Annotated in this window: 17 protein-coding genes; 6 read left to right on the forward strand and 11 right to left on the reverse strand. The window is 71.1% G+C overall.

Annotation, left to right across the window (positions count from 1 at the left end):
- Positions 1 to 62 precede the first annotated feature (62 nt).
- Positions 63 to 512 carry an Lrp/AsnC family transcriptional regulator gene (locus ACOJV7_RS16535; RefSeq protein ID WP_420191323.1) on the reverse strand — a complete coding sequence of 150 codons (450 nt, stop codon included), beginning with the start codon at positions 510 to 512 and terminating at the stop codon, positions 63 to 65.
- 122 nt (positions 513 to 634) lie between these two features.
- Between ACOJV7_RS16535 and ACOJV7_RS16540 the strand changes: the two genes are divergently transcribed.
- The gene (locus ACOJV7_RS16540; RefSeq protein WP_420191324.1) at positions 635 to 1,417 is read left to right on the forward strand and encodes a hypothetical protein; all 783 of its coding nucleotides are present in this window, start codon (positions 635 to 637) and stop codon (positions 1,415 to 1,417) included.
- Positions 1,418 to 1,502: 85 nt separating this feature from the next.
- Here the strand turns inward: ACOJV7_RS16540 and ACOJV7_RS16545 are convergent, their stop codons facing one another.
- From ACOJV7_RS16545 to ACOJV7_RS16575, 7 genes are all read right to left on the reverse strand, one after another.
- Positions 1,503 to 3,155, reverse strand: a complete 1,653-nt coding sequence (locus ACOJV7_RS16545; protein WP_420191325.1) for a M20/M25/M40 family metallo-hydrolase — start codon at positions 3,153 to 3,155, stop codon at positions 1,503 to 1,505.
- A 121-nt stretch (positions 3,156 to 3,276) separates the two neighbouring features.
- Positions 3,277 to 3,762: a hypothetical protein gene (locus ACOJV7_RS16550; RefSeq protein ID WP_420191326.1), complete on the reverse strand. Its 486-nt coding sequence runs from the start codon at positions 3,760 to 3,762 to the stop codon at positions 3,277 to 3,279.
- Positions 3,763 to 3,866: 104 nt separating this feature from the next.
- Positions 3,867 to 4,436, reverse strand: coding sequence for a hypothetical protein (locus ACOJV7_RS16555; RefSeq protein WP_420191327.1), 570 nt, complete (start codon positions 4,434 to 4,436; stop codon positions 3,867 to 3,869).
- Between the two features lie 11 nt (positions 4,437 to 4,447).
- Positions 4,448 to 5,593, reverse strand: coding sequence for a zinc-dependent alcohol dehydrogenase (locus ACOJV7_RS16560; protein WP_420191328.1), 1,146 nt, complete (start codon positions 5,591 to 5,593; stop codon positions 4,448 to 4,450).
- Positions 5,590 to 6,345, reverse strand: coding sequence for a hemerythrin domain-containing protein (locus ACOJV7_RS16565; RefSeq protein WP_420191329.1), 756 nt, complete (start codon positions 6,343 to 6,345; stop codon positions 5,590 to 5,592). The genes ACOJV7_RS16560 and ACOJV7_RS16565 overlap by 4 nt, the downstream gene beginning before the upstream one ends.
- Before the next feature lie 74 nt (positions 6,346 to 6,419).
- A complete protein-coding gene (locus tag ACOJV7_RS16570) occupies positions 6,420 to 7,496 on the reverse strand; it encodes a glycoside hydrolase family 43 protein (RefSeq protein WP_420191330.1) in 1,077 nt (358 codons plus the stop codon).
- Positions 7,497 to 7,577: 81 nt separating this feature from the next.
- Positions 7,578 to 8,366 carry a DeoR/GlpR family DNA-binding transcription regulator gene (locus tag ACOJV7_RS16575; protein WP_420191331.1) on the reverse strand — a complete coding sequence of 263 codons (789 nt, stop codon included), beginning with the start codon at positions 8,364 to 8,366 and terminating at the stop codon, positions 7,578 to 7,580.
- A 127-nt stretch (positions 8,367 to 8,493) separates the two neighbouring features.
- Between ACOJV7_RS16575 and ACOJV7_RS16580 the strand changes: the two genes are divergently transcribed.
- Positions 8,494 to 10,056, forward strand: a complete 1,563-nt coding sequence (locus ACOJV7_RS16580) for a sulfatase family protein (RefSeq protein WP_420191332.1) — start codon at positions 8,494 to 8,496, stop codon at positions 10,054 to 10,056.
- Here ACOJV7_RS16580 and ACOJV7_RS16585 read toward each other — a convergent pair.
- The 3 genes from ACOJV7_RS16585 to ACOJV7_RS16595 all read right to left on the reverse strand — a co-directional run bounded on the left by ACOJV7_RS16585 (position 10,034) and on the right by ACOJV7_RS16595 (position 13,585).
- Complete coding sequence (locus ACOJV7_RS16585; RefSeq protein WP_420191333.1) at positions 10,034 to 11,242, reverse strand: ROK family protein; 1,209 nt, start codon at positions 11,240 to 11,242, stop codon at positions 10,034 to 10,036. The genes ACOJV7_RS16580 and ACOJV7_RS16585 overlap by 23 nt on opposite strands.
- 361 nt (positions 11,243 to 11,603) lie before the next feature.
- Positions 11,604 to 12,497 carry a formylglycine-generating enzyme family protein gene (locus ACOJV7_RS16590; RefSeq protein ID WP_420191334.1) on the reverse strand — a complete coding sequence of 298 codons (894 nt, stop codon included), beginning with the start codon at positions 12,495 to 12,497 and terminating at the stop codon, positions 11,604 to 11,606.
- Positions 12,498 to 12,574: 77 nt separating this feature from the next.
- Positions 12,575 to 13,585 carry a LacI family DNA-binding transcriptional regulator gene (locus tag ACOJV7_RS16595; protein ID WP_420191335.1) on the reverse strand — a complete coding sequence of 337 codons (1,011 nt, stop codon included), beginning with the start codon at positions 13,583 to 13,585 and terminating at the stop codon, positions 12,575 to 12,577.
- A gap of 343 nt (positions 13,586 to 13,928) precedes the next feature.
- Here ACOJV7_RS16595 and ACOJV7_RS16600 point away from each other — a divergent pair, with 343 nt between their 5' ends.
- The 4 genes from ACOJV7_RS16600 to ACOJV7_RS16615 are packed head-to-tail and all read left to right on the forward strand — an operon-like array spanning position 13,929 to position 18,680.
- Complete coding sequence (locus tag ACOJV7_RS16600; protein WP_420191336.1) at positions 13,929 to 15,371, forward strand: ABC transporter substrate-binding protein; 1,443 nt, start codon at positions 13,929 to 13,931, stop codon at positions 15,369 to 15,371.
- A 59-nt stretch (positions 15,372 to 15,430) separates the two neighbouring features.
- Entirely contained in the window at positions 15,431 to 16,333 is a 903-nt protein-coding gene (locus ACOJV7_RS16605) for a carbohydrate ABC transporter permease (RefSeq protein ID WP_420191337.1), read from the forward strand.
- Complete coding sequence (locus tag ACOJV7_RS16610) at positions 16,330 to 17,247, forward strand: carbohydrate ABC transporter permease (protein WP_420191338.1); 918 nt, start codon at positions 16,330 to 16,332, stop codon at positions 17,245 to 17,247. The genes ACOJV7_RS16605 and ACOJV7_RS16610 overlap by 4 nt, the downstream gene beginning before the upstream one ends.
- Complete coding sequence (locus ACOJV7_RS16615; RefSeq protein WP_420191339.1) at positions 17,244 to 18,680, forward strand: sulfatase-like hydrolase/transferase; 1,437 nt, start codon at positions 17,244 to 17,246, stop codon at positions 18,678 to 18,680. Before ACOJV7_RS16610 ends, ACOJV7_RS16615 begins: the two co-directional genes overlap by 4 nt.
- Positions 18,681 to 18,688 lie beyond the last annotated feature (8 nt).

Raw genomic sequence — 18,688 nt, forward strand, 5'->3', positions numbered from 1 at the left:
ACCGGGTCGCGGGTCGGGGCGTCAGGGGAAAAGGTCCCCCACGGGTGGACGGAAAATGACGGTCAGAGGTCGAGCAGCCGGCTCTCGTCGAGCGCGAGGTCGTGGAGCACGAGCCGGCTGCGGCACTCGCGCACCCCGTGGTTGCGCTTGAGGGTGTCGACGACGCCCTCGAACTCGGTCGCGTCGATGCAGACGACCCGCAGCTGGAAGTCGTACTCGCCGGTGAGCCGGCTGCCGGCGACGACCTGGGGGATGGCGTCCAGCCCGCTCTCGAAGGCATGGCGGTCGATGCCCTCGCTGAGCCGCACGTCGGTGACCATGACGAGCTGTCGGCCGAGCGCGGCCGGGTCGAGCTCGGCGCGGTAGCCCCGCACGACACCACTCGTCCGCAGCCGGCGGACCCTCTCGGAGACCGTGTTGGCCGAGAGCCGGACCGCCTTGCCGAGGTCGTGGTACGTCGCGCGGGCGTCGGTGTGGAGCAGGCGGAGGAGCGAGCGGTCGATGGCGTCCATGGGGCCAGTCTCGCAGGATCCTCGGGCGAACATGCTGTCCGCCGCAGAATGCGCGACGCAGTTGCCCGACGCCTGACGAAGTACGAGCCAACCGTGGCGCGCATCGTGGAAACGTCCAGAGCATGGAAAGTCTCGTCGTCCGGCTCGTCCTCCCACCCCTCACGGTCCTCCTCGCCGGCTGGCTCCAGGCCCGTCTCGGCCCGGGCCTCTCCGGTCGCCTTGTCGGGCTCCCGCTGACGTCCGGCCCCTTCCTCGCCGTCCTCCTGCTCGCCGACGGTGTGCCGACCGCCGTCACCGCGGCGCAGGGCGTCACCGCGGGCCAGCTCATGGTCGTCGGCTTCACCGCCCTGTATGCCGTCTGCTCCCTTCGTCTCTCGCGCGCCGGCTCGCTGCTGCTCGCCGTCGCGTTCGTCACCGTGCTGGCCGGGACCGTCGCGGCCGTGGCCGAACGGCTGCCGTGGCCGGCGCCGGCAGTCGTCGGGATCGTCGCGCTGGGGGTCCTGCTTGCCTGGCGCCCCGAGGTCGTGACGTTTGCCCCCGGCACGTCGGGTGAGACGCCGAATACGGGCGCCCTCGCCGGGCGGGCGGTGCTCACCGGCGCACTCGTCGCCCTGCTCGCCGCGTGCGCACCGGTGCTCGGTGCCTCGCTCGCCGGCGTGCTCGCGTCGCTTCCCCTCGTCATCTGCATCGTGACGCCGGCGACCCACCGCGGGGGAGGGGCGCGAGCGGCGCGGGCGCTGCTGCGGGGGACGCTCGCCGTCGTGCCGGGCACGGTGACCTTCGCGGCGGTCGTCGCCTCGACCCTCGCCCTGCTCGACGCATGGCAGGCCTTCGGGCTCGCCACGGCGGCGATGGCGGCGACGAACGCTGCTGTCGCTGCGGCGGACTCGCGGCGGGGCCGCTGACGACGGGATCGTGACGTGGACGGCCCCCGGCGCGCGTGTCGCCGGGGGCCGTCGTGACGACTGGGTTCAGCCGTCGTGGAGGGGTTCAGCCGCCGTGACTGTGGCCGAGGCCTCCGTCCTCACCGGCGAAGGTGCCCTCCGGTCCGGCGGGCGCCGGCAGGGTGAAGGCCGGTCCGGGGACCTTCTTGCCGGGCACACCGTTGACCGACTCGGTGGAGTAGGTGAACGTCAGCATCGCGAACGCGATGAGGTCGCTGTTGACCTCGAGCGCGTGCATGTCCAAGTTCGCGATCGTGTCGCAGGACTCGTGGTAGCACGGGTCGTACTGCTCGCCCGCCGTGCCACCCCAGATGGCCTCCTGCTCCTCGGTCTTGATGCCCTCGGCGCCGGTGAAGAGACCGCTCGAGGGGATCCCGGCGAGGATGAACGCCTCGTAGTCGCTGCGACCCGAGAACTCAGTGTCCTCATAGGGCTCGCCCACCTTCGTGTAGTACGACTCGTAGACGTCCTCGATGGCCTCCGACCCGGCCGGCACGGGGACCGGCGCCTCGAACGTCGACTCGTCGGCGTCGTAGACCATGAAGATGTAGTTGGGCGAGCCGACCATGTCGTAGTTCATGTAGAGGGCGATCCGGTCGCGTTCGGCGGCCGAGAGACCGGCGACGTAGTCGGCCGACCCGACGAGGCCCTGCTCCTCGGCGGCCCACCAGGCGAAGCGGATCGTGTTCTCCGGGGTCAGGTTGGCCATCATGAGCGCGGTCTCGAGCAGTGCGGCGGAGCCGGAGCCGTTGTCGTTGATGCCGGGTCCCTCGATGACGCTGTCGAGGTGGGCGCCGGCCATGACGACGTTGTTCGTGTTCTTGCCCGGCAGCTCGGCGATGACGTTGTAGTCACTGCGCGTCTCCGAGGGAAGCACCTGCACGTATGCCGTCGAGCCGGGTGCCGAGAGGGCGACGCCGTCCGCGAAGCTCGCGCCCACGACCGGAATGCCGTGCGTGATGGGCCCGGGCGCGCCAGGAATGGGCTCGTCGATGCTCGTCCCGTCGGCGACGATGAGTGCCTCGCGGCCGGGCGTGTTGCCCTGGTTCATGATGATGACGGCCTCGGCGCCGGCCTGCTCCGCGTAGTACGCCTTGGTGCCGAAGAAGCAGGTGCCACGCTGGACGAGGGCGATGTCGTCGTCACCGCTCCAGTCGAGGCCCGCGAAGTCAGCCGCCTCGCAGCCGCTCGTGGACACGGCGTCCTCACCCTTGTCGAGGTTGAAGTCGATGGCGTGGACCGTGCCCTGCTCCACGGTGCCGGAGCCGCTGCCGGTGAAGACGCCGGTCTCGTACTCGGCCTGGACCGGGGTGAGCTGGCGCAGCACGGCGGGGAAGTTGAAGGTGATGTCGACCGGGTCGAGGGTGACCTCGTAGCCGGCGTCGCGCAGCAGCCCCGCGACATAGTCGACGCTGTCGTCGTAGCCGTCGGTGCCCGCCGCCCGCGTCCCGGGATAGACCGGGTCGGTGCTGTTGTCGGCGATCTTCTGCAGCGCCTCCAGGTGGTCGTGCACACCCTCGACGGTGACGCACTCGAGAAGCTTCTGGTAGGTGTTGTTGGCCCGGTCGGTGCAGGCGTCGGCGGACGGTGCCGCGGTCGCGATCTGCGGGACGAGGGCGGTCGTGAGTGCGACGGCGGCTGCCAGGGCGGTCAGCCGCAGGGCGCTGGTGCGTGCGCGAGGGGTCTGCGTTCTCGTCATGATCATCCACTCCGTTGTGGGTCGGCGACGCCGATGCTGATCCCCTTGACGCTAGGGCAGGCCCGAGTGCCCGGGCAATGGTCAGTCGGGCCACCCGGTCGGGGGCGGCAGCACGTGCCGGTCAGGTGCTGAACCCGCCCTCGGCGCGGCCCTGGACGATGTCGTAGTGGCGGACCGTGTCGAAGCCCGAGCGATAGCCACTGTCGGCCTCCTCGGCCACCACCGGGTCGGCGCCGTCCCACTCGTCGTAGCCCTCGAGCAGCCCCGACCTCTCGCTCGCGCGCACGACCGAGGTCGCGAGCCGGTCGAGGACGTCGGCGGGCAGGTGGGCGATGACCGACCCGGCCCGGCGCCGCTCACCGAGGAGCGCCAGCCGTGAGATCTCGTCGGCGCGGTCCACTCCGAGGCGCGCCCCGGACATGAGCTGGGTCTGGATCGTCGTCAGCAGGACCTGCCGGTCCCCGTCGTCGAGCGCGGTGACTCCGGCGCGGTGGACGTCTCGCACGACGTCATCGCCGGTCATCCTCAGCACGAAGCGGTAGCGGCGCGCGATCGGACTCTCCTCGGGGGAGGCCGGCGCCACGTGGGAATGCCGACGGGTCCACATACGCGGAGGCTAGACCCGATCCGGACAGTCCCGGAACGGCCCGAGCGGGCCTGCCCGTGGGGTTCTCGGGCCATGGGCCGTTCAGGGGGCGAGCGCCGGGGTCGTCAGCCCCTCACCCGTCGCCAGGTCCGCACGGCCGCCCACCCGGCGAGGATGGCAGGGAGACTCACGATGACCGGGTCGAGGACCTGGTGACGGTCGACGCGTCCGTGACCGCGACGCGAAGCAATCCCGTGGCCCGTGAGCTCGGACCGGATCCCGGTCTCCTCGACAGGGTTGTCGGGACGACGGCTGAACATGGACCGCACGAGGTGTTGCTTCGACTCGATCCGGTCCGCGCCGAGCAGCAGCAGCCAGTGCGCGGCGCGCGCCTCGCTGTAGCGGGAGTAGGCACGCCTTCGCACGGCGCCGGGCAGTCCGGTGAGCGGGGCCACCGTGCCGAAGACCGGAGTCAACCTCGCGTGCTCGATGGAGCGCTCGCGTGCACTCGTCGTTACCTGCTCCTCCGGGAAGTCCCACGCCACCCCGTCGGGCCTCCCGTCGTCGAGCTCCTGCGGCACGGACGGCCGGTCGGCCGGGTCGAGATCGGCTCCCCATCCGGGGATGCGGGCCCGCAGCTCGTCCGGTGACGGGATTCCCGCCCGCGGTCCGCTGACATACGGAACCTTGGTCATGGCCTTGCTCCTCACGATGTCGGGACGAGGACGGGCTTGATGCATCCGTCGAGCTTGCTCGAGAACAGGTGGTAGGCCTCGGCCACCTCGTCCAGCGGCACGCGGTGGGTGATGATCTCTCGCGGGCTGAGGTGGCCGTTGCGAATGTGCTCGAAGAGCCTCGGCCACTGTCGTTTCACCGGGCACTGGTTCATCCGGAGGGTCAGCCCCTTGTTGAGCGCGTCCCCGAACTTCACGGCGCTGAACATGGGGCCGTACGCGCCCATGACCGAGACAGTGCCGCCCTTGCGGACCGAGTCGATCGCCCAGTTGAGGGCGACCGGCGACCCGCCCTGCAGCTTGAGCTTGGCCGAGGTCAGGTGCTGGGTGAGGTTGCCGTCGGCCTCGGCGCCCACGGCGTCGATGACGACGTCCGCGCCGATGTCGTCGGTGGCCTTCTTGAGGTGGACGACGACGTCGTCGACCTGGCCGAAGTTCACCGTCTCGGCATGGGCGAAGGACGCTGCGAGCTGCAGGCGCTCCGGGATGTGGTCCACGACGATGACCTGTCCGGCGCCCATGAGCCATGCGGACTTCGCCGCGAACAGCCCGACCGGCCCGGCACCGAGGACCACGACCACCTCTCCCTGCGTGATGCCACCGAGCTGGGCGCCGAAGTAGCCGGTCGGCAGTGCGTCGGTGCACATGAGCGCGTCCTCCTCGTGCATCCAGTCCGGGACGACCGTCGGGCCGACGTCGGCGAAGGGCACGCGGACGTACTCGGCCTGGCCTCCGTCGTAGCCGCCGCTGGTGTGCGAATAGCCGTAGATCCCGCCGACAGCCGTCGCGTTGGGGTTGACGTTGTGGCAGTTCGAGTACAGGCCCTTCGCGCAGAACCAGCACGAGCCACAGAAGACGTTGAACGGCACCATGACCCGGTCGCCCACCTGAAGCCGCTGGACCGACGGGCCCACCTCGTCGACCACGCCGATGAACTCGTGGCCGAACGTGGTGCCGACGCGTGTGTCGGGCATCATGCCGTGGAACAGGTGGAGGTCCGAACCGCAGATCGCGGCACGGGTCACGCGGACCACGGCGTCGTTGGGGTGCTCGATGCGCGGGCGTTCCTTCTCCTCCACCCGGACCCGGTAGGGGCCTCGGTAGACCATCGCCTTCATCGCTCTTCTCCGATCGACGTGGTGGACAGGGCCAGGTCTGGCTCGAGTGCTCGCCGCGTGGAGCGGTGCTCACCGGCGCGTGAGGGCTTTCGACGCTCGACGAGACGTGCCAGTCGGGCGGCACCTCGGCTCAGCTGGGCTGCCGGCGCCTCCAGCCGCGGGGAGGACTCGGCGATGGAGTCGAGCCGGTCGCGGGCGCGGTCGGTCAGGGTGAGGGGTAGGGCGGCGACGACGTTGCCCGGAGGTCGGCGGGACACGAGGACATGCGGACGGGTCGGGGACAGCCGGCGCACGACCTCCCACGCGACGCCGAGCGCGCGAAGCTGCGTCCTCGAGCGTCCCTGCTGCAGCACCGGCAGGAGGACGTCCTCCTCGTCACGGACGTCACTACGGAGCACTTCGGCCAGTCGCTCGAGCAGCGGCCGACGGCGGTCGTCATCCGGAGTCAGGCGCTCGAGCGAGGCCCACAGCTCGTTGACTTCCTGGTGCTCCTGTTCCACCCTCAGCGTCAGGGCCTGGCCGTCGGGGACGACGCGACGCAGGAACGGCCACAGGACGGACTCCTCGGCGAAGGCGTGCGGGAAGACCACCCTTGCGAGGCGTCGTAGCGCCTGCCGCTGGGCGTGACCGGTCGGACTGTCTGCGAGGTCGTCGAGCAACCGATCGAGCCGTACGTGGTCCCGCTTCTGGCGACTGAGGACGCTGAGAGGTCCACCCAGCTGCGCAAGGCCCTGGTCGGCGATTGACGTCATGCCGAGGTGTACCCCGCCCGCCGTCGTCGAACCCCCACGAGACGATCCAGGTCGCGAGCCGGACGCGGGCGGACTCAGCGAGCGGCAGCCGGCGGGCCCGCGGCGGGGAGGAAGGCTCCCACGCGCGGAGTCGCACCGTCGTCACCCCAGGTGAGTGCGGCGGCATACATGACCCGGCGCTTGCCCGGGTCGGTGACGACGCCCTCGAACTGGCAGGGCTCGTCGGTCGGGCCGCAGACCCAGCCGTGCAGCACCATGCGGCTCGGGGTGTCCTCGCCGACGACGAGGTCGGCACCACCCGGGCCGCACACCCCGGTGCTCGCCTGGTCGAGCAGCACGTGCTCCTCCTTGTCGGTCCACGACCACATGTCGTCGGAGCGAAGCCAGACGGTGCTGTAGCGGCACTGGTCGTACCAGTTCGCCGCGGCGAAGAGGACGTACTGGTCACCGCGCTGGACCATGACGGGGTTCTCGATGCTGTCCGAGTGGCGCAGCAGCTCGCGGCTCGGCGGCCCGCTCACGTGGAGCCCGTCGTCGGTGACTCCCACCATGCGCAGCGTGCCCGGCGTCTTCTGCGTCTTGTAGAGCAGGTAGCGCCGGCCGTCGGACGCCTGGAACGGCGAGGGGTCGATGACCCCGGCGGTCTGGTCGGGCCGGTCGACGACCGGGTCCTCGCCACCGAGGATCGGGCAGATGAGGGGAGTGGCAGCCGGCTCGTAGGGACCGGCCACGTTCTCGGAGACCGCTGTGCCGATGCACCGCTGGCCGGCGAAGCCCTTGGCGCGCGCGGAGTAGTAGAGGACCCACCCGGCGGACGTCTTCACGGCGTCGGGTGCCCACACCGCGCCGGTGCCGTTGGCCCACGCACCCCTGCGGGCGAGGGCGTCGGGCAGCGACGTCCAGGGTCCCTGCACGTTGTCGGCGCTGGCCACGCTGCCGAGCCCACCCGTCGAGAACGCGTAGTACTTCCCGTCGCTCTCGACGAGCCCCGGGTCCGCGGCGGCGTCGCGCCCCGGGGAGTAGACCGGCTCCGGTGCAGGTCGCGCACTCGCCGCCGCCCCCACTCCCACGCCTGGGGCCGACCCGGTGAGAACCAGTGCCGCCGCGACGACGAGCCCTCTCAGTGCCCTGGTGTGCCTTGCTACCCCCATGACGTCCTCCGTCTGCTTGGTTAGTTTTGGGACGAAACTAACCTAGCCGGGATCCGGAGACCTGTCGCGTGAAGACGTGGGTCAGACCGGTGCCAGGACCAGCTCGCCCACCTCGTCCTCGAGGAGTCGGCGGGCCGTCGGTCGCAGGCGCGAGTCGGTGACGAGGACGTCGACCTCGGGGAGCGCCACCACCGAGTGCAGGCTCACCGTCTGCCAGCGGCTCGACTCGACGGCGCACAGGACCTTGGCGCCGAGCGAGAGGAGGGCCTTCTCAGCCACGGCCTCGGCGCGGTTCGGCACGGTCAGTCCGGCTTGGTCGTCAATTCCGCGCGCGCCCAGGATCGACCACGCGGCGCCGAGGCCGATGAGGCTCGCCGCGACGACGGGACCGACGAGGAGCCCGCTGCGGGTGCGCCGCCCGCCGGTGAGGACGACGGTGACGTGGGGCCCCCCGGCCGCGGTGAGCGCGTCGGCGGCGGGGAGCGAGTTCGTCACGACGGTGAGCCCTTCGACCGCGCCCAGGGCGACGGCGACGTCGAGCGTGATCGAGCCGCCGGTGAGTGCCACGGTCGTGCCCGGCTCGATGCGTGCCGCCACCTCGGCTGCGATGGCGGAGCGGACCTCGGAGCCCGGTCCGCGTGCGGGGCCATCGAGGGCGCGGGGAGCGGGCACGCCCGGGAATGCTCCGGCGTCGACACTCGTGGCGCCACCGTGGACCCGCGCGACGAGGCCCTGCTCGGCCAGGGTGGCGATGTCGCGCCGGACCGTCATGTCCGAGACGGCGAGCTCCTCGACGAGGTCGGAGACCCGCACGCTCCCGGTGAGCCGGACTCGGCGGAGGATGCGCTCCTGGCGCTCGGTGGCGAACACGGCCCCAGCGTGTCGGCCGGTCAGGTGGCTGTCAACAAGGCCGACACGTAAGTTCACGTCAGGAACTATCTGTTCGCCCCGGGGTGGACCTGCCGACGACCCGATGCCGAGAGTGGAGACGCAGGACGTGGACCGACAGCCCAACATCGTGCTCCTCATGACCGACCAGCACCGCGCGGACCTCACCGCGGGGTCGGGCTTCGCGCTCGACACCATGCCGTGCCTCGACTCGCTCGCGGATGGGGGAGCGCGCTTCGCGAAGGCCTACACGACCGCTCCCGCCTGCGTCCCGGCGAGGACGAGCCTGCTCACCGGGCGCTACCCGAGTGCGCACCGGGTCCGGCAGAACTGGACCGGCGAGCACGTCACCCGCGGGGACGACCTCCTCGACGTGTTGCGCGCGGCGGGCTACTCGCTGCACTTCTCGGGGAAGCCGCACATGTACCGCAGTCGGGACGACTTCGACACGTGGTGCGGCCCGTTCATGCACACCTCGGCGCCCGCGGGCACGCAGGCAGATGAGGAGTTCGGACGCTGGCTCGTCGACCTCGACCACGGCCCGAGCACCGAGGCGACGCCCTTCCCCGTCGAGCAGCAGTACGCCTCGCGCATCGTCGACGGCGCGATCGCCGCGCTGCAGTCCCGCGACGACAAGCAGCCCTTCTTCTGCTGGCTCTCCTTCCCCGAGCCGCACAACCCCTACCAGGCTCCCGAGCCCTACTTCTCGATGTTCGCCCCCGACGAGCTCCCGGAGCGGGGCGCCGGGCCCGAGGGTGCGCGGGGCAAGGGCGACGCGTGGCGGTGGCTCCAGGACGTCGTCGAGGCGAAGCGACCGGGCCACGACGAGGCGTGGCGCCGCTACCGCGCGACCTACTGCGGAATGCTCCGCATGGTCGACGACCAGGTGCGGCGCTTCCTCGACCACCTCGCCGACGCGGGCCTGCTCGACGACACCGTCGTCGTCCTCGTCAGCGACCATGGCGACTACGTCGGCGACTACGGCCTCCAGCGCAAGGGTGCCGGCATGCCGGAGGTCCTCATGCGCGTCCCCTTCGTCGTCCACGGACCGGGTGTCCGGGCTCGGGTCGACGAGGACGCCCACGTGAGCCTCGCGGACCTCCTCCCGACGGTCTGCGACCTCGTGGGGCAGCCCATCCCGCTGGGCGTCCAGGGCCGCAGCCTCTGGCCGCTCCTCACCGGAGAGCGCTGTCCCGACGCCGACTTCTCGAGCGCCTACGCCGAGCGAGGATTCGGCGGTCTCCCGTATGCCGTCTCCGACCGTCCGCCGCTGCACTTCGCCTACGAGGGGGCGACCTACGACGAGCTCAACACGGTGACGCAGAGCGGGTCGAGCGCCATGGTCCGCAGTGGGCGCTGGAAGCTCGTCTACGACGTGACCGGCACCGGGGAGCTCCATGACCTCGACACGGACCCGATGGAGCTCCGGAACCTCTGGGACGACGCGGCGTGCGCGCAGGTGCGGGCCGAGATGGTCGAGCTGCTGCTGTGGTGGCGGCTGCGGGTCTCGGACGACCTGCCCCAGGGGCGCTACACCACTCGGACAGCGCCCCATGGATGGGTGCGGGCTGCCGCGGTGGGCAGAAGCGGCCCCACCGAGAGCACCGCCGTCGAAGATCGGCCCGCAGAGGTGTTGGCCGTCGACGCGGTCAGCTCCGGTCGAACCCCGTGAACGCCGCTGGGTCCCGGTAGAACGCGTCGAGGAAGAGCGCGGCCGACGAGAACATCACCGCATGCGGGCCGAAGGACGTCGTGCGCACGAGCTCCTCGACCGGTTGCGCGAGGGGTCGGCGCACGCCGTCGGCGACGGCCCGGCGGATGTCCTCGAGGTAGGTGGAGCCGAGGATGACGCCACCCCCCACGACGACGACGTGCGGGTCGAGCACCTCGACGAGGAGTGCCACTGCCGCACCTACGAGCTCGGCCCGGCGTCGCAGCAGCCGGTCGGCGGTCGCGTCGCCCGAGGCGGCGAGCTCGTGGAGTCGCTCGAGGTCCTCGTCGGGGCCGAGCAGGCCCTTGCCGCGGGCCTCCTCGACAAGGACGATGTCGCTGGCCGATGCCGCGAGGCAGTCGTCCCGACCGCACGCACAGCGTCGCCGCGTCCGAACCCGCGTCGGCAGGTGGTCGAGGTAGCCCGCGGCGGCGGAGGGGCCGAGCAGCGGCTTGCCGTCGACGAGCAGTGCCGCGCCGACGACGTTGCCGACGAAGACATGGAGCATCGACGGGACCGCGCCCCGGCCGCCGAACCAGGACTCGGCCAGGGGAAGGGCGCGCATCGTGCTGTCGAGGACGACGGGAAGTCCCACTCCTGCTGCAAGGGCGTCGCGCAGGGCGACCTCGCCCCAGCCGAGCGCGGGGTGCTCGGGCACGACGCCGGTCGCGGGGTCGACCATCCCGCTGAGGCTCGCGCCGACGCCGAGCACGGCGCCGTCAGGCTGGGCGTCGACGAGGGCGCGCAGGGCCTTGACCGCCTGCCGGACGATGCTCTCCGGACGACGGCTGCGGTGGGTGAGCCGTCGCTCCTCGACGATCCCACCGGCGAGGTCGACGAGCCCCACCGTGGTGCGCAGGAGGCCGATGTGAACCCCCGCCGCCCGCAGGTGGCCACGGTCGATGGCGACCGGGACACGGGGGCGTCCCGGCTGGCGCTGGGCCTCGTCGGTGGGCTGCTCGTGGACGATCCGGGCCCCGAGCAGCTCGGCCGTCAGCTTCGTCACCGTGCCGGGCGCGAGGCCAGTGATCCGGGCCAGGTCCGCGCGCGGTGTGGGACCGTTCGACTGCAGCGTGTGGAGCAGGACCGAGAGGTTGCGCCGGCGCAGGTCCGGGGGCTGCGCGGCGAGACGGGGCAGGCTGCTCATGAGGGGAGTTCCGCCACCGGCACCGCACTTCGCGTCGTCGCCACCGCACCGTCCTCCGCTCGACCGCCTGACGGCCACAGGATAGGGCGTCGTCGGGGCGACCCATGCGGAGGTCGCGCCGCGCGCCATCGTTCGGCAGGCTTCCGGTCGCCACTGTGATCGATGCGCCGCCGACATTGATCATCAGAAGAAACTCACGTAGCCGAGACGGGGGCTGGTCACCCACACCGGCAGGCGGGCGGCCGAGATGGAGCGCGCGATCACGGTCGCGACGTCGAAGGCGCGACGGTCGCCGCCGCCGACGTTGCCTTCCCGGACTGGAAGCCGAGGAACGACGACCCCTACGCCTGGCGCGGACCGGTCAGGCAGAGCGGGCGCAGCGGAAGCCGAGGTTGCCGCCGGAGCTGTCGGGGGTGTTGGAGCTGCGGGCAGCCACCCGGTAGCGGTTGCAGTAGGAGTCGTGACACAGGTAGGAGCCGCCGCGCATGACCCGAGCCGACCCCTGCGTGGGTCCGCGCGGCGAGCGCCCGGAGCGCGACTCGAGCGCCGTCGTGCTGAACCAGTCCTCGCACCACTCCCACACGTTGCCGGCCATGTTGTGCAGCCCGAAGCCGTTGGGTGCGAAGGCCGACACCGGTGCGGTGCCGGCATACCCGTCGTCCTTCGAGTTGCGCACGGGGAAGCGGCCCTGCCAGATGTTGCACCGGTGCTCGCCGTCGGGCGTGAGCTCGTCACCCCACGGGTAGCGCGCCTGGTCAAGCCCCCCGCGCGCCGCGAGCTCCCACTCCGCCTCCGTGGGGAGCCGCTTGCCGGCCCAGCGCGCGTAGGCCCTGGCGTCGTTCCAGGACACATGGACGACCGGGTGGTCGATCCGATCGGTGAGGTCGCTGCCCGGACCTTCGGGCGTGCGCCACGCCGCACCCTCGACGCCGGCCCACCACGGCGTCTGCGGGACCCGCCTCGCCGTGCGCCGCACCGCAGCCGGCAGGAAGCCCGCGAAGACGAACGACCACCCGATCGTCTCCGCCTCGGTCACGTATGCCGTCTCGCCCACGAAGCGCTCGAAGTCGGCGTTGCTGACGGCGCACCTGTCGAGCCAGAACGGGTCGAGGATGACCTCGCGCACCGGCCCCTCGCCGTCGGCGAGAAACCCGTCGCGGTCGTCGGTGCCCATCCGGAAGGCGCCACCGTCGAGCCGCACCATGCCCTCCGTCGACGAGGACGGAGACGTGCCGAGGGAGGCCGCGAGGACCACGGGAGCGGTCGTCGCCGCACCCCGGGACGGGGCGCAGCAGGCTGCACCCGGGGAGGTCGCGTCCGGGTCGTGTCCCGTCACTCGCTGCCGCCGGAGGACTCCCGCACGACGAGCTCGTGCGGGATGACGACGGCGTCGGGGCGGTGGCCCGCCGTGCCGTCGAGCCTGGAGGTGAGGCGGTCGATGGCCGCCTCGGCGATGCCCTGCTTGTCGGGGCGCACCGAGGAGAGCGTCGGGTTCGAGTAGGACGCCTCCTCGACGTCGTCGAAGCCGACGATGGCCACGTCGTCGGGCACCTGCACCCCTCGCTTCCGGAGCGCGTGCATGGCCCCGAACGCGATCGCGTCGTTGAAGCAGAAGAGCGCGTCGGGTGGCCGGGGGAGGTCGAGCAGCCGGTCCGCGGCCTCGGCGCCGCTCTGCCGCAGGAGGCGTCCGGTGGGCACGACGAGGGCGGAGTCCTCCAGGCCGGCGCCCTCGAGGGCCTCGCGGTAGCCCCGCAGGCGCACCGAGCCGGTGCCCGTCGACACGTCGAGCGGCGCCCCGACAGCGGCGATCCGCCGACGTCCGAGGCCCACGAGGTGCTCGGTGGCCTCGCGGGCGGCGACGACGTTGTCGATGACGACGTGGTCGACGGAGGAGGGCGCGTCGCGTTCACCGAGGAGGACCATCGGCGTGCTGCCGGAGGCGGCCGAGATCTCGGTGGGGGTCATCGTGAGCGGGCTGAAGATCAGGCCGTCGATGAGGTGCTCGCGCAGCCCGGCGGCGATGCGCTGCTCGCGCTCGAGGAGCCCGTCGGTCTGGTCGATGAGGATCGTGAAGCCGCGCTTCTCGGCCGCGACCGTGACGAGGGTGGCGAGCTCGGCGAAGTAGGCGGCGGCGAGGTTGGGGACCGCGAACGCGATGATCCCCGTGCGGCCGGTACGCAGCGTGCGGGCCGTGCTGTTGGGCACGTAGCCGAGCTCCTCGACGGCCTGCTGGACGCGCGAGCGCATCTCGGGGGAGACGTGGATGTAGCCGTTGATGACGTTGGAGACCGTCTTGGGGGAGACGCCGGCCCGTCGGGCGACGTCGACCATGCGGGGTCGCACCGGGGCCACCTCCGTCCGCGCGTCGTGGGCCGTGGGGTCGGCCGGGCGCCTCATGCTGGCATCGGCCGGTGGGAGAGTCAACATGTTCCAACACGGAGCCGGAGCGTGTCACGGGGCTGGAGGGCGCGGCATACGGGCGGGTGGCGTGCGACAAGCCTTGACACGGACGGGAGTGCGAGCGGATTGGAAGTTTCAGTCAAAAACAAAACCGCCCGCGCAGACCCTTTGCTTCGTTGTGTACATCGGTGTAGAAACGGTGCAACCCGCGGCAACAGGTTCCGTGGGCAGAGCGTGAGGTAGGTGTCCGGTGGGAGCCGAGATGGTGCACACAACACGACGACAGATGTTGCGGGGGGCCGGGCTGCTGGCCGGGGTCCTCACGATGGCCGCGTGCGACACGGCGCCCCCGCAGGGTGCGACCGGGGGCACGGGTGGGGCGTCGGGCTCCGGTGGGCCGCTCGCGTGGTGGGACCAGTTCAACCCGCTCCAGGACCTGCACAAGAAGACCTTCGCCGCCTTCACCAAGGACGGGGGACCGGCGGTCCAGTACACCGTCTACAACCCGGCCGACCAGGGCAAGGCGCTGCAGCTCGCGTTCAGCAGCAAGCAGATGCCCGACGTCTTCACCCTCGCGGGCATCGACGTGCCGCCGTCGGTCCTGCTCGAGCAGGGTTGGTTCGCGCCGCTCACCAACCAGGACGCCGTGACGGCCGCGGTGCCCAAGGGCGCCCTCGTGCCCGGCATCCACCTCTTCGACGGCAAGCTCTACTCGTTCTCGATCTTCAGCTTCCGGCAGTACGAGACCCTCGTGTGGGGCAACCAGCAGCTCCAGGAGAAGGCCGGTCTCGACCCGGCCCGGCTGCCGGCCACGTGGGACGACATGCGCGCAGCCGCCAAGAAGATGACCGACGCCGGCGGCTCCGGCATCATCCTCCCGCTCAAGTTCGCCCAGCGGATGGGCACGTTCGTCCACGAGCTCGCGCAGACGGCGGGCTTCCCGGGCTCGCGGCTCGGCGGGACCGACGGCATCGACCTGCGCACCGGTGAGTACCGCTTCCACGACGACGCGTTCGTCGAGTCCATCGAGTTCCTGCGCTCCTTCCAGAAGGACGGCACCCTCTTCAAGGCGAGCACCTCGCTCGATGCCCGGTCGGGTCGCGCCCGGTGGGCCGCCGGGGGCTCGGGGTACTTCCTCGACGGCCCGTGGAACTCCGGCGTCGTCTCGGGCGACTTCAAGGCGATGCTCCCCAACCTCACCGTCGGCTCGATCCCCACACCGAACGGCGACAAGCCGGTCATCACCCGCCCGCCGATCGGTGGCACGTTCTGGGTGTCCAAGCAGTCGAAGCAGGCCGACAAGGCCTCGGCGCTCCTCGAGGACTTCCTCGGCAAGGAGTACCAGACGGCGCTGGCCGTCGCGATGGACCAGCCGCCGCTCGACCTCGACGCCGTCGCCGGCTCCGACGCCCACGAGACCTACAAGCAGGCGATCGAGAAGTTCAAGGCCGAGGTCTTCCTCGGCCCGACGCCGCAGGCCCGTGAGGGCGTCACCGCGGTCGAGGCCGCGATGCCGCCGTCCGAGCCCGGTCTGGGCGGCATCGTCCAGGGTGTCTTCAGCGGCCAGGTCAAGGATGTGCGCGGCGCCCTGCAGAAGCTGAGCGACGACCGCACCAAAGCCCGCGAGGCCGCGATCAAGAAGGTCGGCGGACCGGCGACGGTGGAGTCCTGGGCCTTCCCGGACTGGAGGCCCGGCGAGGACTTCGGCCCGGAGCGCTACCTCACGTGAGCGCCACGACTCAGGTCCGGCGGGGCGGAGGGGCCCCGTCGAGCCTGCGACGTTCGAGCATGCGGGGACGGCTGCACGGCTCGTTCTGGCCGTGGGTGTTCCTCACCCCGACGGTGGTCCTCTTCGGTCTCTACACCCTGTGGCCCGTCGTGGCCTCGTGGTGGTACTCGCTGCTCTCGTGGAGCGGGTTCGAGGCCGAGAAGACCTTCGTCGGGCTGCAGAACTACCGCGACGTGCTCGCCGACCCGCTCTTCTGGAACTCGTTCAAGGTGACGATGCTCTTCATGGTCGTCACGGTGCCGCTGCGGGTCGGCCTCGGGCTGCTCATCGCGCTGTTGCTCAACCACCCGAAGCTGCCGCTGCAGCGGCTCTTCCGGACGGCGTTCTTCCTGCCGGTCGTCACGACGACGGCCATCGTCGGCGTCGTCATGCAGTTCATCTTCGACCCGGCGAGCGGGCCGGTGAACCTCGGCCTCCAGCGGGTCGGGCTCGATGGCGGGGTGGACTTCCTCGGCTCGTCGAGCACCGCGCTGTGGACCGTCATGGGCGTCCACACGTGGAAGTGGGTCGGCGTCACGATGATCTACTGGCTCGCCGCGCTCCAGACGGTGCCGCGCGACGTCCTCGAGGCGGCCCAGGTCGACGGCGCCTCGCAGTGGCGCACCTTCCGCCACGTCACGCTGCCGCTGCTCGTCCCCTTCCTCGTCATCATCACGCTGCTCACGGTCGAGCAGAACCTCCAGATCTTCGACCTCATGCTCACGATGACCGGCGGCGGACCGTACTACTCGACCGAGGTGATCGAGATCTACATCTACCGGTGGGCGTTCGCGGCCACGATTCCGCAGCTCGGGTTCGCGTCGGCGGCCGCCGTCGTCCTCGGGCTCGTCCTCCTCCTCGTGGGGGTCGGCCAGCTCTGGGGCATCCGCGCCGCGCGCCGCATGGCCGGAGGCGGGTCGTGACCGCCCTCGACGTGCGCAGCGAGAGCCGGACCGAACCGGGGGGCGAGAGCCCGCCGAAGCGGCGCCGGTCGATCGACCGAGCCAAGCTGCGGCGCAAGGCGCCGATGTGGGCTCTCACCGCGGGCCTGCTCGTCTTCGCCGCGTTCTGGGTGTACCCGTTCGTGTGGGTGGTCTCCGCCTCGCTCAAGGAGCAGCTCGAGGTCTTCACCGCCGGGCTCGGCCTCGTGCCCGACAAGGTCATCTGGGAGAACTACCAGCGGGCCTGGGTGGACGCGAGCTTCAGCAAATACATGCTCAACACGCTCATCGTCACGGTGATGACCGTCGTCCTCGTCGTCATCCGGTGCGCGATGGCCGGCTACGTCCTCGCCCGCTACCAGTTCATCGGCCGCAAGGTCGTCGTCGGCGTCCTCGTCGCAACCCTCTTCGTGCCGGCCGGCTACACGATCATCCCCGTCGTCGAGGTCACCCAGCGGCTCGGGCTGCTCAACTCGCTCACCGGCATGATCATCGCCCTCGCCGGCGGCGGCCACGTTGCGGCGGTCCTCCTCTACATGGGCTACTTCCGGGGCATCCCGCGCGAGCTCGAGGAGGCTGCGGTCATCGACGGCGCCGGGTTCCTCACGATCTTCTTTCGCGTCATGATGCCGCTGGCCGGGCCGGTGACGGCCACCGTCGTCGTGCTCACCTTCCTCGCGACGTGGAACGCGTTCTTCCTGCCGCTCGTCTTCACGTTCAGCCGGCCGGACCTGCGGACCCTGAGCGTCGGCATGCAGGCGTTCGTCGGCGAGAACTCCGTCGACTGGCCGGGGATGGCGGCCGCGGCGACGCTCTCGCTGCTGCCGATCGTCATCCTCTTCCTCGTCCTGCAGAAGTACTTCTTCGAGGGCATCGCCGGGGCGGTGAAGTCGTGACCGCGCCCAACGTCCTCATGCTCTGCACCGACCAGCAGCGCTTCGACGCGCTCGGGGCGGCCGGCAACCCGCACATCCACACGCCGAACCTCGACCGACTCGCCGACGAGGGCGTGCTGTTCGAGAGCTGCTACGTCCAGAACCCCGTGTGCTCGCCGTCGCGCGCCAGTCTCATGACCGGTCGCTACGTCCCGAACCACGGGCTGCACGCCAACGGCGTCGACCTCGACCCCGGCACCGAGCTCTTCACGCGACGGCTGGCCGACAGCGGCTACGACTGCGGTCTCGTCGGCAAGCTCCACCTGGCGTCGTGCCACGGCGGCCGGCTGGAGCCGCGGGTCGACGACGGCTTCCGGGTCTTCCGCTGGGCCCACGACCCCTACCCGGGGTCGTCCGAGAACGCCTACCACCGCTGGCTCCGGGCGAGCCATCCCGAGCTCCACGACGCGGCGATGCGCGGCGACGAGGGCGACCCGACCTGGGACACCATGCCGACCGAGGCCCACTACAGCCGGTGGATCGGCGACGAGACCATCGACTTCCTCACGACGTCGCGGCACAAGGACAAGCCGTTCTTCTTCGTCGCCAACTTCTTCGACCCGCACCACGGGTTCGGCGCACCGCAGGAGTACGTCGACCTCTACGACCCCGCGTCGCTCCCGCGACCCGTGACGACCGAGGACGAGTTGTCCTCCAAGCCACCGATCTTCGAGGACGCCTCCAAGAAGTCGTATGCCGGCCACGCACGCGGGTTCGTCGAGTACACCGAGGACGAGCTCCAGGAGGTCCGGGCCGCCTACTACGCCATGGTCACCCTCGTCGACGCCGAGGTCGGGCGGATCCTCGACGCCCTCGACGCCGAAGGCCTCGCTGACGACACCATCGTCGTCTTCACGAGCGACCACGGTGAGATGCTCGGCGACCACCGGCTCATGCTCAAGGGCCCGTTCATGTACGACTGCGCCGTCCGGGTGCCGCTCATCATCCGCTGGCCCGGTCACGTGCAGCCCGGCCGACGCACCGAGCTCGTCCAGTGGGTCGATCTCGCGCCGACCTTCCTCGACGCGGCTGGGGTCGAGGCGCCCTCGACCTTCCAGGGCGCGAGCCTCCTGCCGCTGCTCGGCGGCGACGCGGACGGGTGGCGCGACTGGGCACTGTGCCAGTACCGCGACAGCGGACACTCCTACGACCCGCCGGTCCACGTGACGATGCTGCGCCACGACCACTGGAAGCTCGTCGTCCACCACGGCAGCCCGGCGAGTGCGCGGGCCCGCACCGGCGAGCTCTACGACCTCGACGCCGACCCGCAGGAGCTGACGAACCTCTGGGCCGATGCCGACCACGCCGGCACCCGCGCCGACCTGCAGTCCCTCCTGCTCGACGTCCTCGTCGCGACCGAGGACCGCAGCAGACCGAGGCTGGCACACTGGTGAGTGGTCGC

It is taken from the genome of Knoellia tibetensis, assembly GCF_048606415.1.
Lineage (GTDB): Bacteria > Actinomycetota > Actinomycetes > Actinomycetales > Dermatophilaceae > Knoellia > Knoellia tibetensis.

Bases quoted from the DNA above. Each gene is read 5' to 3' on its own strand.
- ACOJV7_RS16535 (WP_420191323.1), bottom strand. From the start codon at position 512: ATGGACGCCATCGACCGCTCGCTCCTCCGCCTGCTCCACACCGACGCC.
- ACOJV7_RS16540 (WP_420191324.1), top strand. From the start codon at position 635: ATGGAAAGTCTCGTCGTCCGGCTCGTCCTCCCACCCCTCACGGTCCTC.
- ACOJV7_RS16545 (WP_420191325.1), bottom strand. From the start codon at position 3,155: ATGACGAGAACGCAGACCCCTCGCGCACGCACCAGCGCCCTGCGGCTG.
- ACOJV7_RS16550 (WP_420191326.1), bottom strand. From the start codon at position 3,762: ATGTGGACCCGTCGGCATTCCCACGTGGCGCCGGCCTCCCCCGAGGAG.
- ACOJV7_RS16555 (WP_420191327.1), bottom strand. From the start codon at position 4,436: ATGACCAAGGTTCCGTATGTCAGCGGACCGCGGGCGGGAATCCCGTCA.
- ACOJV7_RS16560 (WP_420191328.1), bottom strand. From the start codon at position 5,593: ATGAAGGCGATGGTCTACCGAGGCCCCTACCGGGTCCGGGTGGAGGAG.
- ACOJV7_RS16565 (WP_420191329.1), bottom strand. From the start codon at position 6,345: ATGACGTCAATCGCCGACCAGGGCCTTGCGCAGCTGGGTGGACCTCTC.
- ACOJV7_RS16570 (WP_420191330.1), bottom strand. From the start codon at position 7,496: ATGGGGGTAGCAAGGCACACCAGGGCACTGAGAGGGCTCGTCGTCGCG.
- ACOJV7_RS16585 (WP_420191333.1), bottom strand. From the start codon at position 11,242: ATGAGCAGCCTGCCCCGTCTCGCCGCGCAGCCCCCGGACCTGCGCCGG.
- ACOJV7_RS16600 (WP_420191336.1), top strand. From the start codon at position 13,929: ATGTTGCGGGGGGCCGGGCTGCTGGCCGGGGTCCTCACGATGGCCGCG.
- ACOJV7_RS16605 (WP_420191337.1), top strand. From the start codon at position 15,431: ATGCGGGGACGGCTGCACGGCTCGTTCTGGCCGTGGGTGTTCCTCACC.